The 15,572-nt window shown below is 60.7% G+C and carries 16 protein-coding genes and 1 pseudogene; 12 read left to right on the top strand and 5 right to left on the bottom strand.

Annotation, left to right across the window (positions count from 1 at the left end; all coding sequences use genetic code 11):
- Positions 1 to 136 precede the first annotated feature (136 nt).
- From CBP34_RS11750 to CBP34_RS11740, 3 genes are read left to right on the top strand one after another with little or no spacing between them, the layout of a single operon-like run.
- Positions 137 to 937 carry an MlaE family ABC transporter permease gene (locus CBP34_RS11750; RefSeq protein ID WP_086912692.1) on the top strand — a complete coding sequence of 267 codons (801 nt, stop codon included), beginning with the start codon at positions 137 to 139 and terminating at the stop codon, positions 935 to 937.
- 34 nt (positions 938 to 971) lie between these two features.
- A complete protein-coding gene (locus tag CBP34_RS11745) occupies positions 972 to 1,976 on the top strand; it encodes an MlaD family protein (protein ID WP_094098114.1) in 1,005 nt (334 codons plus the stop codon).
- Positions 1,973 to 2,665: a hypothetical protein gene (locus CBP34_RS11740; RefSeq protein ID WP_094098113.1), complete on the top strand. Its 693-nt coding sequence runs from the start codon at positions 1,973 to 1,975 to the stop codon at positions 2,663 to 2,665. Before CBP34_RS11745 ends, CBP34_RS11740 begins: the two co-directional genes overlap by 4 nt.
- Positions 2,666 to 2,751: 86 nt before the next feature.
- Here the strand turns inward: CBP34_RS11740 and CBP34_RS11735 are convergent, their stop codons facing one another.
- On the bottom strand, positions 2,752 to 2,934 hold the full coding sequence (locus CBP34_RS11735) for a hypothetical protein (RefSeq protein ID WP_086912689.1): 183 nt from the start codon (positions 2,932 to 2,934) through the stop codon (positions 2,752 to 2,754).
- Between the two features lie 455 nt (positions 2,935 to 3,389).
- Between CBP34_RS11735 and CBP34_RS11730 the strand changes: the two genes are divergently transcribed.
- From CBP34_RS11730 to istB, 8 genes are all read left to right on the top strand, one after another.
- Complete coding sequence (locus tag CBP34_RS11730; RefSeq protein WP_094098112.1) at positions 3,390 to 4,625, top strand: tyrosine-type recombinase/integrase; 1,236 nt, start codon at positions 3,390 to 3,392, stop codon at positions 4,623 to 4,625.
- Positions 4,612 to 5,232 carry a hypothetical protein gene (locus CBP34_RS11725; RefSeq protein WP_094098111.1) on the top strand — a complete coding sequence of 207 codons (621 nt, stop codon included), beginning with the start codon at positions 4,612 to 4,614 and terminating at the stop codon, positions 5,230 to 5,232. Before CBP34_RS11730 ends, CBP34_RS11725 begins: the two co-directional genes overlap by 14 nt.
- A gap of 31 nt (positions 5,233 to 5,263) precedes the next feature.
- Entirely contained in the window at positions 5,264 to 6,310 is a 1,047-nt protein-coding gene (locus tag CBP34_RS11720) for an IS630 family transposase (protein WP_094098110.1), read from the top strand.
- A 171-nt stretch (positions 6,311 to 6,481) separates the two neighbouring features.
- The gene (locus tag CBP34_RS11715) at positions 6,482 to 6,715 is read left to right on the top strand and encodes a helix-turn-helix transcriptional regulator (protein ID WP_094098109.1); all 234 of its coding nucleotides are present in this window, start codon (positions 6,482 to 6,484) and stop codon (positions 6,713 to 6,715) included.
- Positions 6,716 to 6,956: 241 nt separating this feature from the next.
- Positions 6,957 to 9,644 (top strand): toprim domain-containing protein, encoded by a 2,688-nt coding sequence (locus CBP34_RS11710; protein WP_236748408.1) that lies wholly within the window; start codon positions 6,957 to 6,959, stop codon positions 9,642 to 9,644.
- A gap of 506 nt (positions 9,645 to 10,150) precedes the next feature.
- Positions 10,151 to 10,357, top strand: a complete 207-nt coding sequence (locus tag CBP34_RS11705; RefSeq protein WP_094098107.1) for a hypothetical protein — start codon at positions 10,151 to 10,153, stop codon at positions 10,355 to 10,357.
- A gap of 139 nt (positions 10,358 to 10,496) precedes the next feature.
- Positions 10,497 to 12,041 carry an IS21 family transposase gene (gene istA, locus CBP34_RS11700; RefSeq protein ID WP_087748263.1) on the top strand — a complete coding sequence of 515 codons (1,545 nt, stop codon included), beginning with the start codon at positions 10,497 to 10,499 and terminating at the stop codon, positions 12,039 to 12,041.
- The gene (istB, locus tag CBP34_RS11695; protein WP_087745763.1) at positions 12,031 to 12,852 is read left to right on the top strand and encodes an IS21-like element helper ATPase IstB; all 822 of its coding nucleotides are present in this window, start codon (positions 12,031 to 12,033) and stop codon (positions 12,850 to 12,852) included. The genes istA and istB overlap by 11 nt, the downstream gene beginning before the upstream one ends.
- Before the next feature lie 156 nt (positions 12,853 to 13,008).
- On the opposite strand, the gene CBP34_RS19450 is transcribed toward istB, so the two are convergent.
- From CBP34_RS19450 to CBP34_RS11675, 4 genes are all read right to left on the bottom strand, one after another.
- Positions 13,009 to 13,548, bottom strand: a complete 540-nt coding sequence (locus CBP34_RS19450) for a phospholipase D-like domain-containing protein (protein ID WP_157896464.1) — start codon at positions 13,546 to 13,548, stop codon at positions 13,009 to 13,011.
- A 45-nt stretch (positions 13,549 to 13,593) separates the two neighbouring features.
- Complete coding sequence (locus CBP34_RS11685; protein WP_094098106.1) at positions 13,594 to 13,992, bottom strand: type II toxin-antitoxin system RelE/ParE family toxin; 399 nt, start codon at positions 13,990 to 13,992, stop codon at positions 13,594 to 13,596.
- A 16-nt stretch (positions 13,993 to 14,008) separates the two neighbouring features.
- Positions 14,009 to 14,302, bottom strand: coding sequence for a type II toxin-antitoxin system Phd/YefM family antitoxin (locus tag CBP34_RS11680; RefSeq protein WP_094099155.1), 294 nt, complete (start codon positions 14,300 to 14,302; stop codon positions 14,009 to 14,011).
- A 197-nt stretch (positions 14,303 to 14,499) separates the two neighbouring features.
- Positions 14,500 to 15,288: a hypothetical protein gene (locus tag CBP34_RS11675; RefSeq protein ID WP_157896463.1), complete on the bottom strand. Its 789-nt coding sequence runs from the start codon at positions 15,286 to 15,288 to the stop codon at positions 14,500 to 14,502.
- A gap of 60 nt (positions 15,289 to 15,348) precedes the next feature.
- On the opposite strand from CBP34_RS11675, the pseudogene CBP34_RS11670 reads away from it, so the two are divergent.
- A pseudogene (locus CBP34_RS11670) lies at positions 15,349 to 15,570 on the top strand (flagellin N-terminal helical domain-containing protein); the annotation flags it as partial.
- Positions 15,571 to 15,572: the final 2 nt, after the last annotated feature.

The raw sequence follows: 15,572 nt of genomic DNA, 5'->3' as shown, positions 1-15,572 counted from the left end.
TTGCGGCGCAGGTCGGGAGCCATCGCGCAAAATCCCGAAATGCTACTAAAGTGATAGCTGCTTGCGCTTTGCAGTCAAGCGCTGGATTGGTATTTTGTTTCAAATGCCGCAGTGACGCGGACGCTATGATCCGCCCATGCTCTCCCACTTGCCCGGTTATTCCCTGCCCGAGCGCCTGTGGCGCACCGCACGGCGCTGGGCGCTGGCCTGGGGGCGCATCGTGTACCTGGGCGCAGTGATCCTGGTGCTGGTGCTGTCGCCCTCCAGCTACACCCGGGCGGCGCGCCGCACGCTGGCGCGCCATATCTACCTCGACACAGCGCCCATCCTGATGGGGTTCACGGTGCTGGCGGCCTTGCTGGCCCTGGTCATCACGCGCATCGTGGTGGTGACGGCGCTGAGCTATGGGCTGTCACGCTATGCGCTCGAAATGGTGATACGGGTGCTGGTGCTCGAACTCATCCCGCTCACGGCCACGCTGTTTGTTGCGATGCGCTGCACCATCCCCCAAGGCACGCAACTGGCGCTGCTGCGCCAGTCGGGCCACTTTGACGCGCTGCGTGCGCAGGGCGGCGACCCTGTGCGCATGGAACTGCTGCCGCGCGTTGTGGCCGGCGTGTTTGCCAGCATCACACTGGCGGCGTTGTCCTGTGTGGTGGCGCTGATCATGGCCTACCTCAGTGTGTATGGCTTCAACCTGGCCGGCCTGCCCAGCTACACGCGCATGTTTGGCCATGTGTTCTCGCCGGCGGTGACGCTGGTGTTTGCCCTCAAGACTTTGTTTTCCAGCCTGGCCGTGGCCTTGATTCCCACCACGGCCGGCATGTACGACGCGGGCGAGGGCGTCACGCCCGATTCCGAGCTGGGCGGCCTCGCACGCATGTTTGCCGTGCTGCTGCTGATCGAGGTGGGCTCGCTCGTCGGCAACTACTATTGATACCGATGGCCTTACCGAACCCGTGCAGCCCTCCATGACAGACCCAACCCCTTCCTCGCCGCCACCGCAGCAGCCACCGCTGGCGGAGCCGCTGCGCCCTGTGGCTTATTTGCAGATCAAGGCCGCGGCCCTGCTGTTGTTCACGTTGTTGCTCATCGTGGGGTCGGGTCTGTACCTGCTGTATGCACGCGGCGCTTTCGAGCCCACGCAAACGCTGGTGCTCACGGCCGACGACTCCGAAGGCGTGGTGGTGGGCATGGACATGACGTTTTCGGGCTTCCCCATCGGCCGCGTGCGGCGCATCGAACTGTCGGATGATGGTAATGCCCGCATCGTTGTGGACGTGCCGCGCAAGGATGCGCACTGGCTGCGCCAGTCGAGCGTGTTCACACTGGTGCGCGGCATCGTGGGCGGCACCAACATCCGCGCCTACACCGGCATGCTCAGCGACCCGCTGTTGCCCGATGGCGCCGTGCGCCCCGTACTGCGCGGCGATGCCACAGCCGAAATCCCCCAGCTCATGGCGTCAGCGCGCGAGCTGCTGGGCAATCTCAACGCCCTCACAGCCCAGGACGCCGCGCTGGGCACCAGCCTGGGGCAGGTGCAGCAACTGGCCGCGCGGCTGAACGGGCCGAACGGCGCGTTGGGCGTGCTGATGGGCAACGAAGCCGATGCCAAAAAAATCGTGGCCACGCTGGACCGTACCAATGCCTTGCTCGCCCGCCTCGACGGCATGGTGGCGCGCGCCGACCGCCAGGTCTTTGGCCAGGACGGCAGCAAGGACGCCCTGGTGCCCGAGGTGCGGGCCACCGTCGTACAGCTCAATGCTCTGCTGGCCGAAACCCGGGCGAGTCTCAAAAAGGTGGACGCGGTGCTGGTCGAGGCGCAGGCCATTGGCGCCAACGCCCGCGAAGCCACCACCGATCTGGGCGCCTTGCGCGCCGAGGTGGAAAGCAACCTGCGCAAGGTGGAAAGCCTGGTCAACGAAATCAACCGCAAGTGGCCCTTTGCGCGCAACACGGAGCTGCAACTGCCATGACCATCGCCGCTGCATCGACGAAGGGCTTCGCCCGTTGGAGCGCACTGTGCCTGGGCCTGACACTGGCGGCCTGTGCCAGCGGCCCGCCCACCCCCGAATGGCAAATGAACGCCCATGCTGCATCGCAAAAGGCCCAGGACGCCTACCTTGCCGGCGACACCCGGGTGGAACAGCAGGAATGGGACCGTGCCCGCGAAGCCTTGGCCCGCACGGGCCGTCTGGACCTGTTGGCGCGGCTGGAACTGCTGCGCTGCGCCGGGCGTGTGGCCAGCCTGGTGTTCGAGCCGTGCGCAGGGTTTGAGGCGCTGCGCCAGGACGCCCCCGCCGCTGAAAAAGCCTACGCTGACTATCTGGCCGGGCAACTTGCATTGCAGGACATGGCGCTGCTGCCCACTGCCCAGCGCAACGCGGCTCAGGCAGCACAAACAGATGCTGTGGCCCCGCTTTCCGGGATCGAGGATCCGCTATCGCGCCTGGTGGCTGCGGGCGTTTTGCTCAAAACCGGCCGCGCCATCCCGGCCACCGTGTCGATGGCAGTGGAAACGGCGTCGGCACAAGGCTGGCGTCGGCCCTTGCTGGCATGGCTGGGGGTGCAGGCGCAGCGGGCGCTGGCGGCAGGGGATACCGAGGCCGCTGCCAGCCTGCAGCGACGCATTGCCATCGTGGAGCGCGGCGGCAAGCCGGATTGATGTGGCGTTGCTGGCGTTCAGCGCTGACGTCTGCGGGCATTACGGCAACGCAGCTACTCAGTCCGCCGCAGCGGGGGCGCTGCGGCTTACTCGGACACACCGGTTGGCAAAAGCTGGTCCAGCTGGTTGGGCAAGCGCGTCATGGAATCGGCCGACTGCACGACAAAGTCGGGCAACAGGCCCAGCACGGCCGCCAGCATCGCCAGCACTACAGTGAGGGTGAATGCCGCGATGGCGCGGGTACCTGGTTGAAAGTGGTGGCGGGTCATGGCTCGAATCCTCAACAAAAGAAAAGGATCAGTGGGCCTCAATGACCCCCGACAAGCCTCAATGGCTTGTCGGTGAGATTTCAACAATCCGCGTCGGTTCCGTCTGTAAGACAAGGGCGAAACCTGCGACTCTAGAGGCGGAGTTACGGTCGGTTGCAACCCAGGTGCTAAAGCGATGGGCTGTCGGACCTGGGCGCCTGCCCGGGGAGGTTTTCATGGGCAACGCCTGCAGGATCGACGAAAAGCAAAACGGGCCCAGAGGGCCCGTTTTTTCTTTGTCAATGGCGGAGAGGGCGACCGCCTCCACCGAACTTCCAAGAAATTTCAGCACGTTTCATTTCATAAGCCTGATCAAATTTCTCCTATGAGAGCAGACTGATTTTCGGTTTCAACCCATTCCATACCGTATCATTCAAACGCAAAATTTATGGCTAGTAGGTTGATAAGTAGGAAAAATGCCTGTCAAAGCTAAAGAGCTCGGCGCCCTGGCGGTCAGCAAGATTGCCCAGGCCAAAAAAACCGGCATGCATGCCGTTGGCGGTGTTGATGGCCTTCTGCTGCAGGTCACCAAGACAGGGGCGACTTCGTGGATGCTGAGGGCGATGATCGCTGGGAAACGCAGAGGCATGGGTTTGGGCTCGTACCCGGCTGTCGGTGTCGCGGCGGCCCGCGAGAAAGCTAGGGCTGCCCGCCAGCAGATTGAAGAAGGGCTAGACCCCATCGAGCGTCGGCAACGAGTTCGGCGAGAAGCTGTTGCAAACCGCGCAAGCACGAAAACCTTCGATCAGTGTGCAAAGTCGATGTTGGAGGCGAAAGGCCTCGGGTGGAAAAACGACAAACATCGTGCGCAGTGGTCAGCCACGCTTCAGACCTACGCCAGCCCGATCCTGGGCAGCATGCCCGTGAATGAAATTGAGATGTCGCACGTACTGCGCGTGCTGTCGCCGATCTGGGTTGTCAAGACCGAGACGGCGAGCAGAGTGCGCGGCCGGATCGAGAAGGTGCTGGACTACGCCACGGCGCACAAGTACCGGCAGGGCCTCAATCCTGCAAGATGGAAGGGCAATCTTGACGCGGTACTCGACAAGCCTGGCGACGTTGCCAAGGTCAAACATCACGCTGCGTTGCCAATTGATGATGTTCCGAATTTCATGGTTCGCCTTCGCGAAGCTGTCGGCATGGGCGCCCGCGCGCTTGAGTTGACCATTCTCACGGCGGCACGATCTGGCGAGGTGCGGGGCGCTAAATGGGAAGAATTCGACCTCGAGTCCGGGATTTGGGTTGTACCTGCGGAGCGCATGAAGGCGAAAAAGGAGCACCGGGTGCCACTTTCACGGCAGGCTATGACGCTGCTCAAGGCTATGCCACGGGAGGACAGCGTATCTCTTGTTTTTCCAGCGCCGCGTGGAGGCGTGCTGAGCGACATGACATTGACCTCAGTGCTGCGCCGCATGAGTGTTGAGTGCACGGTGCATGGATTTCGCAGCTCCTTTCGAGACTGGGCTGGTGACCGCACCCACCACCCTCGCGACATGATTGAATTTGCCCTTGCGCACACTCTGGACGACAAGACCGAGGCCACATACCGGCGCTCGGACGCCCTGGAAAAGCGCCGCATTCTGATGCAAGAGTGGGCTGATTTTGTAGTCGTTGCGCGTCATGAGATACGGACCGGTCATGGCAAAGACTGATCGGCAGGTAACGCATTTGGCGCAAGACGCTGAAGTTGCCCAGGCCTTTGCAAAAAACGTCCCTGGTGCTGACAGACGTGTGCTTGAACGCGTGGCCGAGGCTGCCGCTCTTGGCAACGTAGTGTCACCAGAGCTCCAGAAGATCGCAAATGCGATTCTTGCCGTCGCACTTCTCAACGAGAAGCTACCAGGTAGGGCGGCAGGAAGGCACAAGAAAGAGAATACCGCCCTGAAGGGCGTGGAAATGGCGTACCGCTATTTCGAACTGCTCGATCAGGCGGTCTGCGCCAGAGCTGAAGCACTGAGGCTTGTGGCCAAGCAGTTCCACGTTGACGAACGCCACGTGGAGCGAGCGACGCGTGACTATCAATGGCTGTTAGGTTGGTCGCCTGAAGGGAGATGTCGTTTCCGAGCTTGGCGGGACGGCGTGAGCAATGAGGAATACCGGGAAGCAGTTCTGCTTGATCTGCGGCTTCACGAAGGAATTCCGCCGGCAGGGCAGCCCCTTTTGAAGGACCGCCTTGCTGCAGCGCCCGCTCAAGTTATGGCCATGCGAAACGACCTGCTCTGTCTCATTGATCGTGCTACTAGTCCACTGAATCATTGAAATTAGCTGTGTATGCTCCATATTGGAGGGTATGTACAGAATGCTATTGACGGACGACGAGCGCGGCCAACTGGAGGCGGTGATCCGCAAGCGCAGTGTAGGCGCGGCGCTTGCGCGGCGGGCGCGCTGCGTGCTGCTGTGGGCCGACTGCGAGCGCCGGGTTGACATCCGGGACAAGCTCGCCTGCAACGACGCGTTCATCACGCGCTGGACGCAGGCGTTCGAACTTCAAGGTCTGGCCCGGCTGGTATCGCTGCATCCGGGTCGCGCGCCCGTGCAGCCGGTGGCCAAGCTGGAGGCCCGCGTGCTCAACAAGACGCTCAAACACAAGCCCAAGGACGGCTCCACGCACTGGAGCAGTCGCAAGCTGGCAGCAGAACTGGGCGATGTCTCGTTCTCTACCGTGCAACGCATCTGGCGCAAGCACGGTGTGCAGCCGCACCGCCTGCAGCGGCACCTCGTCTCCAACGACCCGGACTTCGAGACCAAGGCCGCGGATGTGATCGGCCTGTACCTGAACCCGCCGGCGCATGCCGCAGTGTTCTGCGTGGACGAGAAGACGGCCATCCAGGCGCTCGATCGCAAAGACCGCATGCTGCCTTTGGCGCCCGGCCGTGCAGAAAGCCACGGCTTCGAATACAAGCGCAACGGCACCCTCAGTCTTTTTGCCGCGTTGAACACCACCACCGGCGAGGTGTTGGGCATGACGGCCCCGCGCCACACCAGCGAACAGTTCGTCGGTTTCTTGAGTGATATTGTGGCCGGCCAGCCTCAGGGCCGCGAGATTCACGTCATCTGCGACAACGTCAGCAGCCACAAGACCGAGCTTGTGAAAGCCTTCCTGAGCAAGCATACGAACGTCCAGATCCACTACACGCCCACGTATTCCTCGTGGCTCAACCAGGTCGAGAACTGGTTCGCGCGCATCCAGCGCGACGTGATCAGCCGGAGCATCTTCACATCGGTCAAGGACCTGGACAAGAAGCTCATGCGCTACATCCGCCAGTACAACAAGGACCCCAAGCCGATCAAATGGAAGTACGACAACCCACAGCGTCGATACAGCCAATTTCAATGATTCAACGGACTAGCAAGCTGGCTGAGCATGGCTGATTAGGCTTATCGCTGAAGGCCAGCGAATGCTGAAGGTGGGGCTAACGACATGAATACCCCCCACCATTCCTGTCGGTGACATTGGGCGACCAGGTGGGCAAAGTGCGGGCGATTGCAACCTGTACTGCCTGCCAACATGCACCAATTTGACAAACTCCCTGACAGCGCCTTTGTGCGCCAGGCGCAGCTTCTGGGAAGCGTGCTTCCCTTCTCTGGCACGACCTTGTGGCGTATGGTGAAAGAGGCCAAGTTCCCTTCGCCAGTGAAGCTTGGCGCTGGTGTCACCGCTTGGCGAGTGGGTACCGTTCGCGCTTGGTTGCGCGAGCGTGAGGCGAGCGCACAGAAGGTAGTCGTTGGCGTGGATTCGTGATGCAATCCGCCCGCATCAACTGGCTCATAACCTCCTTTGCGACCACTGATCATTTGGACGGGGCCGGCGTATCACCCCAAGTGGCATTTCCTTCGAATCGAGGTGTCCTGCCATGAGCCCAGGATCACAAAACCCGCACACGGGGCCCTCAACGTCAGCACATTCGGAGGACCCAGAACGTGTTCGCGCTGCTCTCAGTCACCTTTCACCCGAAACCCGGGCTGTCTGGGTCCGGCAGGCCATGGCCATCAAATCGGAGTTTGATGACGACGGCTTTGAAATTTGGGACCAGTGGTCGTCGCTCAGTGACGCCTACCGCGCCATCGATGCGCGCGATGTCTGGAAGTCAGTAAAAGCCGGCAAGGGCATCACTATCGCGTCGTTGTTCTACGATGCCAAGCAGGCCGGCTGGAAGGACGACACCTCCTACAAGAAGCCATCGGACGCTGAGATCGAGCAACGCCGCAAGCAGCGCGCCGAGCGTGATGCGCTGGCCGCTGCGCAAGATCTGGCCGCCCAGGAGGCCGCTGCTGTCAAAGCGCAGGCGCTGTGGGATGCCGCTGCGCCCTGTGAGGGCCACGCTTACCTGGCGCGCAAGGGCGTCAAGTCGCACGGCTTGCGCTATGGGCGCTTTGAAATCGAAATTGTGGACCCGGACACTGGCGAGGTGAAGATCCTCGGCATGCAGGCGCTGCTGATGCCGATCATGGATCGCAGCCGGAAAATCTGGACGCTCCAGGCGTTCAGCGCCAAGCCAGACGGCCGCAAGTCCCTGCTCAAGAACGGCCGGAAGTCCGGCAACTTTTTCGTCATCGGTTCGAAGCCGCTGGTGGTCGATGGCCGCCCTGTCTTCATCCTGGTCGAGGGCTATGCCACAGGTGCGAGCGTGCACGAGGCCACGGGCCACATGGTCATGGTCTGCGTGGACGCTGGCAACCTACGCGCAGTGGCGCGCAGCATCCGAGCACGATCACCGGACGCTCTGATCGTCATCGCAGCCGACAACGACACCGGTACCGAGGGCAATCCGGGACTCACCGAGGCCAACAAGGCGGCGAAGGAATCTGGCTGCTTGGTTGTCTATCCGCCCAATGGTGGTGACTTCAACGATTTGCACGTTGCCCTGGACATTGAAGCGGTGGCCGACGTCATCTGCCGTGTTTTGGAGAGCCCTACCCCACACCCTGAAGGCTTCTCACCGGTTGCTCAGCTACCTGGCGATGCGCTTCGTCCTGTTACCGATGTTTTGAAAGTGCCACGCGAGCACCAGATGGACACCTTAGCCGGAGAAAGCGACGATCATTTTTTGGTCCTGGGTTTTCATGGTGAGCAGTACATTTTTTATCACAAGGCAAAACGCCAGGTGATTTCTCGCACTCGCAAGGATTTCACCGAAGTCGGACTAGCTGAGCTCGCACCGATCAATTGGTGGGAAACCAGTTTCCCAAGCAAAAACGGGGTGGATAAAACCCGGGCTGCGGAGTGGATCTTCGAGGTTGCAAACCGCAGGGGGCCGTTTGATCCTCAGGATCGGTTGCGCGGTCGCGGCGCGTGGATGGATAACAACCGCATCGTTTTCCACCATGGAGACCGCTTGACGGTCGAAGGCGTGAACATGGACCTTTATGCGACCCTAGGCCGCTATATCTATGAGGCATCCGATCCGTTGCCCGACCTATGCGTACCCGCGACAAATGACGATGGCCTCCATTTGATTAAGGTTGCTCAAATGGCGAGCTGGAAAAACCCCTCGTCTGTGATGCTCCTCGCTGGCTGGGTCTTCCTGGCGCCTATCTGCGGGGTCCTGAACTGGCGTCCGCATATTTGGGTGTCTGGCCCTGCCGGCTCTGGCAAGTCGTCCATCCTTGAGCGATATGTTGGTTCACTCCTTGGGCGTTTCAAAGTGCAAGTCGATGGGGGCGACTCCTCGGCGGCTGGAATTCGACAGACGCTGCGGGGCGATGCGAGCCCTGTCATCCTTGATGAAGCAGAGTCCAACAGCGATCAAGGCAGAAACCGAATCCGCGAAATATTGACGCTGGCGCGGGGAGCATCCAGCGCTGGTGACGCCTCAGTAGTCAAGGGCACTGTGGGGGGCAAGGCCATGGAATTTCGTATTCGGAGCATGTTTTGCTTCGGCAGCATTGGAACTGTCTTGGTCGGAAGGGCGTCGGATGCCTCGCGCTTTTCTCTTCTGGAGCTGATCAGTCCGAGGCGCAATGAGAAAAATTGCGATAACTGGCCTCAAATGAACCGTATGTTGATCGCCATTGCAGCTGATAAAAGCTGGCCTGCACGCCTACTGGCCAGGGCCCTCCAAATGGCACCAGTAGTCCAGGAATGCATCAATATTTTTAGCACCGCCGTGGCGGACAAACTGGACGGCAATCGCCGCCATGGTGATCAATACGGCACTTTGCTGGCAGGCTATTGGTGTCTGTACAACACCGAGGCTTTGAACCCTGAAATGGCAAGGGAAATTGTTGATCGCATCCACTTTGATGACTATGTGGAGCGTAGCGCGGCACCTGACGCGTCGCGCTGCCTGGATCAATTGCTGGATGCCACCATCATCGAGAAGGGCTCGTCGGTTGCGGTGCGCACGCTTGTCGGACTGGCCGCGGGCTACTGGAGCTCAGGCGTAGACATCTCGGCCGATCGCGCTAAGCAGATGCTCCAGGAGCGTGGCATGACTGTCACCAAACTGGGTAACAAGGGACAATTTTTTGCCGTAATCCGAGATGGTTCGTCGATTGGCACCCTTTTGCGGGGCACTCCCTTCGAATCTGACTGGCAGAGCCATCTGCCGCGGGTTGAGGGCTATGAAGCGCTGCCGGCAACCAGTTTTGGGCGGGGGAGCAAGAATAGGGCGCATGGATTTCCGCTGAATCAAATCGTCTCTGCTCCCAATGACGTACCCCCTATCTGACGCACGGGCGAGCAAGCCGGATACGGTTGATAACCAATGGGACTCTGTGCTGGACGTTCTCTTCTGTTGTTCTTACGGAATGAAGGGATGGCGGCGTCAGCGGCATCAGCCAGCGGGACGGTCGCAGGCGTCTTTGTGCGTCGCCAACCCCATGAAAGCGGGCCTACTTTTACGTCCACAGGTCGCTCACACAGTTTTTACAGATTGCCGTGGGTTAAATGTGTTGTCGGACAAAAAAGCCTTTCCCTCAATCTACCGCTTCTACCAAGTTTTTCGATTCATACGTTTTCAGCGTGCTTGCGCAAGCGCCAGTAAAAATGTTGTTGCTAACACGCTGATCCCTCACTAGTCAAACAACCCATGTAATAGAGTAGAAAGAGTAGACAGCGGACGGGAAACGCTGCTGGACAACTGCTTTTGGTTCTACAAAGTTGGGTATCGCAGCGAGAACGATGTAGAAATCGCATCACCTAGCGGTTACCTGCCACACCATTGTTTGACGAAACATGAGCGGTTTGTCCCCCCATCTGCGCTCCTACCTCAAAACGCCCGCGCTCGCGCGCGAGGCGGCGGACTTCATACCCGGCGAAGCCGCTGGTCTGCGTCGCACGATGGCGGCGTGGAAGCGCAAGGGGAGTCTGGGCAAGTATTACAACAAGATCGTGGGCGGAATGACCTCGCGCGGCTATCCGCGACGTGCGCACCGGGCCTGAAGGTGCAATTTACCTGCTTGGGTGTTGGCGCCGACCGAAAACTGAGCCACTTTTGAGGGTAGTGCCGACCCAAAACTGAGCCAGGTGAACAACTTAATCTGCTGCTTTTTTGTGCAGCAGAGGACAAGGAGTGATCACCATGGACATGATTGGCAGGATCCGGCATTTGTATGCCCGCAAGAACAAATCGGAGCGCGAGATATCGCGCATGACAGGGCTATCGCGCAACACGGTGGCGAAGTGGCTGCACGGCGAGGTGGACGGCCCACCGAGGTACCGCCGCAGCGAACAGCCCAACAAACTGACGGCGTTTCATGACGCGCTCATGCTGGCCTTGAAGGCCGATGCACGGCGGCCCAAACACGAGCGGCGCACGGCCAAGGCGCTGTACGCCGAGATCAGGCAAGCGGGCTACGAAGGGGGTTACACGCGGGTGACCGACTTCATCCGGGCGTGGCGCCAGAGCGAGGGTCAGGGGGCGGCCGTCAATGCCTTCGTGCCGCTGGCCTTCGAGCTGGGAGAGGCTTTCCAGTTCGACTGGAGCGAGGAAGGCATGGTGATCGGCGGCATCTACTACCGGGTGCAGGTCTCGCATATGAAGCTGTGTGCTTCGCGGGCCTTCTGGCTGGTGGCGTACCCCAGCCAGGGTCACGAGATGCTGTTCGATGCCCACACCCGATCGTTCGCCGCGCTGGGCGGCGTGGCACGCCGGGGCATCTACGACAACATGAAGACCGCTGTAGACAAGGTCAAGAAGGGCAAGGGACGCATCGTCAACGAGCGCTTTGCCACCATGTGCGCGCACTACCTCTATGACCCGGACTTCTGCAACGTGGCCAGCGGCTGGGAGAAAGGGGTGGTGGAGAAGAACGTGCAGGACAGCCGCCGACGCATCTGGATCGACGCGGCGCAGATCAAGTTCGGCAGCTTCACCGAACTCAACGCCTGGCTGGGCCAGCGCTGCCGCGCGTTGTGGGACGAGGTACGCCACCCCGAGCACAAGCAGTTCAGCGTGTCGGAGATGCTCGAACACGAGCGGGCGCACCTCATGCCCATGCCGCTGCCCTTCGACGGCTACGTCGAGAAACCCGCGCGGGTTTCCAGCACCTGCCTGGTGTCTGTGGCGCGCAACCGGTATTCGGTGCCGTGCGAACGCGTGGGCCAGATGGTGAGCACGCGGCTGTACCCGGGCCGCGTGGTCATCGTGGCCGATGATGAGGTCATCGCCCGCCACGAACGTCTGAGCAACGCGGGCGAGACCCGGTACGACTGGCAGCACTACATCCCGCTGCTGCAGAGAAAGCCCGGGGCGCTGAGAAACGGAGCGCCCTTTGCGGACATGCCCGAGCCACTGCAGCGGCTGCGCCGCGGGCTATTGCGTAACCCGGGAGGCGACCGGGTGATGGCGCAAGTGCTGGCGATTGTGCTTGGCGCCGGTCTGGACGCGGTGCTGGTGGCCATCGAGCTGGCGCTGGAGAGCGGTGCGCCAGGCAAGGTGAGCGTGGAGCATGTGGTCAACGTGCTGAGCCGGCTCAACGCGCAGCCGGCACCTCCCACGGCGGCCACACGGCTGAAGGTGACAACGCCACCGCTGGCAAACACGGCCCGCTACGACAGCCTTCGGGCCGACACCGCGGACAGTGCCGTGGGCGCCACCACCGAAGGAGCCCGCCATGAAGACTGATGTGCTGGTCGAACTCAAGGCGCTGCGCCTGCACGGCATGGCCGGTGCCTGGGCTGATCTGGTCGAGCAAGGCGGTGGCGATGGCGGCGGCCTGGGCATCGAGACCTCGCGCTGGCTGATCGAGCACCTGCTGCAGGCCGAGGGCACGGACCGGGCGATGCGCTCGATCAGCCACCAGATGCACGCGGCGAAGTTCCCGGTGCACCGGGACATGGCGGGCTTTGACTTCTCGGTCTCGCCGGTGGACCGAAAGCTCGTCACCACGCTGGCCGGCACTGCCTTTACCGACGAGGCGCACAACGTGGTGCTGGTGGGCGGCCCGGGCACGGGCAAGACCCATCTGGCCACTGCCATCGGCGTCTCGGGCATCACCCGCCATGGCAAGCGGGTGCGGTTCTACTCCACGGTCGATCTGGTTAACGCACTGGAGCAGGAGAAGGCGCAGGGCAAGGCCGGTCGCATCGCCACCAGCTTGCTGCGCATGGACCTGATCATCCTGGACGAGCTGGGTTATCTGCCGTTCAGCCAGGCCGGCGGGGCGCTGCTGTTCCACCTGCTGAGCAAGCTGTACGAACACACCAGCGTGATGATCACGACCAACCTGGACTTCGCCGAATGGTCCAGCGTGTTCGGCGACGCGAAGATGACCACCGCGCTGCTGGACCGTCTCACGCACCACTGCCACATCGTGGAGACGGGCAACGAGTCGATCCGGTTCAGCCGCAGCACGGCCGCTGCGAAGAAGCGGATCAAGGCCCGGGAACAGGACCGAAAGAGTGCCTCAACGCAGGCTGAGCCCGACCCATTCTGAGCAGGCACCGCGCAGGGCAAGCCGCTACGGGCTACGCCCTTCGCGGCTTGCCCAGCGCCTTCAACACATCAGCAAGGAGATCAGCAAACCAGGATAGCACCTACACTTATCCACAGCCGACCCTTGAAACGTCGGCTTCCACCCCTGGCTCAATATTCAGTCGGCACGGTGGCTCAGATTTGGATCGGCGCCGACACACTGGCTGAGCATTTGCGCTTCGGCAGGGCTTTCGGATGCCTGAATCAGACTGAGCGGGTTGCCGGGTGTGACACCCAAGCCTTCGCTGCTGAATGAAAAGGAGCCGAGCGCAGCCTGTTGTGCGGAGCCTTGTGCATCCCTTAGAACCAACGTGCCCTGGGGAACGGGGCCGCTGGCATGACGAACATCGGCTTTGCTTTCAAGCCAGGCAGCCAACTTTCTCGCCAGCCAGGGGGCCTGCAACTTGTTTCGGGAGGCTCTGTCTGCCGCCGTCCCCAACAAGCCCAACTGCTCTTGCTCTGTGCCTTTGGTCGGGGCGGTGGAGTTTGGGGGCACCACCAAGCGTGCATTCGACAGGTGAGGCAGCTCTGTCAATACTTCGGAGAAGGCATACAGAGAGAAGGATGGCGACACCATGTCCATCCGATGGTCGGGCTTGAGCCAAGGGCGGATCAGGTCCAAAACCCGATCAGATCCAGCGTTACTGACAAACTTCATCGCTTCCCTCCCTCGCTCGACACCCCGTTGATTTTTTTGCTTCGCTCACGCACTGCCTCCCCAATGCCCTTCGAAGTCGAATGACAGTTGTTTGTGGTGCTTGATCGACAGCAGGAAAAGGGTGTCTTCAACCTGCACATACAGCACCAGGTAGTGGTTCATCACATACTCACGCAAGCTGGTCAACGAGGTGCCCACCAGAGCTGCCAGCTTGGCTTTCAGTGCGGCAGTGGCGTTGGTAGCCTCCGCAGAGCCGACGGCCCGATTGAAAAACGGCCTGCCTAGCTCGGGAAACCGTTCTAGGTTTGGCAGCACCGTGCCGAGTAACTCGTCGATCAGGCCGTCGAATGCCTGAGGGGCTTCTGCCTCGGTCAGGAACTGTTCGATGTCGGCCAAGTTCCGCTCAAAATTGGCGGTGAGCTTGATGGTCACGCGGTTGGTCATGGGATGCCAACGGTACTCAAGCGGCTGCGCGTCGTTTTTTGATGGTTGTCAGTGCTGCGCGAGCATCTTGGGTGCGTCCGGCAGCCACGTCATCCAGGCCCTTGGATGCCTCGTCGATCAGCAGCAGGTGGATGCGCTCGCGCTCTAGCTGGTGGTAGTAGTCCAGGCGTTTCGCATCAATGATGGCGATGAACGCCTCACCGTTCTTGGTGATGATCTTCTCGGCGCCCGCTCGAACGTCCTCCGCCAACTCAGAAAAGTTGGCACGAGCGTGAGAAAGGGGGATCACGTCGCTGGCTGAGATTGCCATGGGGGCCTCCAGTTGACGAATATGGTGCAGAATTTTGTACATCTTACACGTAACGAGGCGCTTCGGATGCACCTGCTGGATGGCGGGTCAAGTTCACCGGGTGCCGCACCCGGTGTTGTTGCAATAGCTGTGACATTGTGACAACCAGGGGGTAAAGATGCCCTCATCTGTTAGCCCCGTCGCTCATCCGTATCGTCTTATTTATGGGCTGTGCATGATTTCGGTCGTGACGTTGTGACAGCCTGCGTTGGCTGGTAGCCAGCACCTTTGGTGCATTTCAGATAGCCAGCGTCCTTCAATGCGCGAGCAGTTGCCTCACTGCCATATTTCTGACCGAATTGCTGATCGAACACGGAGGGTAGGAACAAAAACTCGGCATCCTCGCCATGTCCAACGCGATAGCCAAAGATGCCCGAGTGCTCTGGTGAGTGGAACTGTGCCAAGGGCGGAAACTTGCTCGCGTTTTGGTCGATACAGGCACGTACAGCTCCCAGCACCTGCTCAGCAATGCTATGACTGCCATGAACGTTGCGCTTCAGATGCTCTTCAAGCACCAGGCGAACGGCAGCGATGATGACCTTGCGATCAGTGTCCAGCAGCTTGTAGCGCACAGCCAGCAAACCAGCACAAGCCCAAGCGGCCATGCCTCGCACCAGACGAGCAGTGACGGGGTTGTTGACTTGCAGCCCTTGCAGTAGCTCTTCCTCCACCTGGGCAAGGTTCTCGGCAAGCCATTTACGGACCTTCTGCGCTTTTTTTGCAATCAAAGTCACCCAGGCGTCCCACACGGCACCATGAAAACGAGACGTGACATCTTTCATGTGCTCCGAGAACTGCTTGGCGGTCATATTGGCAGGCAGCACGTGAAATGCACCGTGTGGCGCTTGGATAAGGACGAAATACGCAAGCGGCTGCTCGATGGTCAAGAGGTTCCCGGCGCACGCTTGGAGCGCGACAAGCGCCTGGTGATCAAATAAGACTGTCATGGCTGCCAAGCCATGCATCAACATCCTGAGGTCCATCAGATGTGGTGATGACCGAAGAGGGCTACAACCATGCAGCGCCTGTCTTCGGGCCTGCGTGTCAACACCGCGAAGGATGATGCGGCGGGTTTGGCGATCAGTGAACGCATGCTCACGCAGGTCAGAGGCATGGACGCAGCCAAACGCAACGCCAATGATGGAATCTCGCTGGCCCAGGTGGCCGAAGGTTCCATGCAGAAAATGACCGACATCCTGCAGCGTGGCCGTGAGTTGGCGGTGCAGGCATC

The organism is Acidovorax carolinensis (genome assembly GCF_002157145.1).
Taxonomy (GTDB): domain Bacteria; phylum Pseudomonadota; class Gammaproteobacteria; order Burkholderiales; family Burkholderiaceae_C; genus Acidovorax; species Acidovorax carolinensis.
Note: the sequence above shows the minus strand (reverse complement) of the source record. Positions and strands in the feature narration are given on the sequence as shown.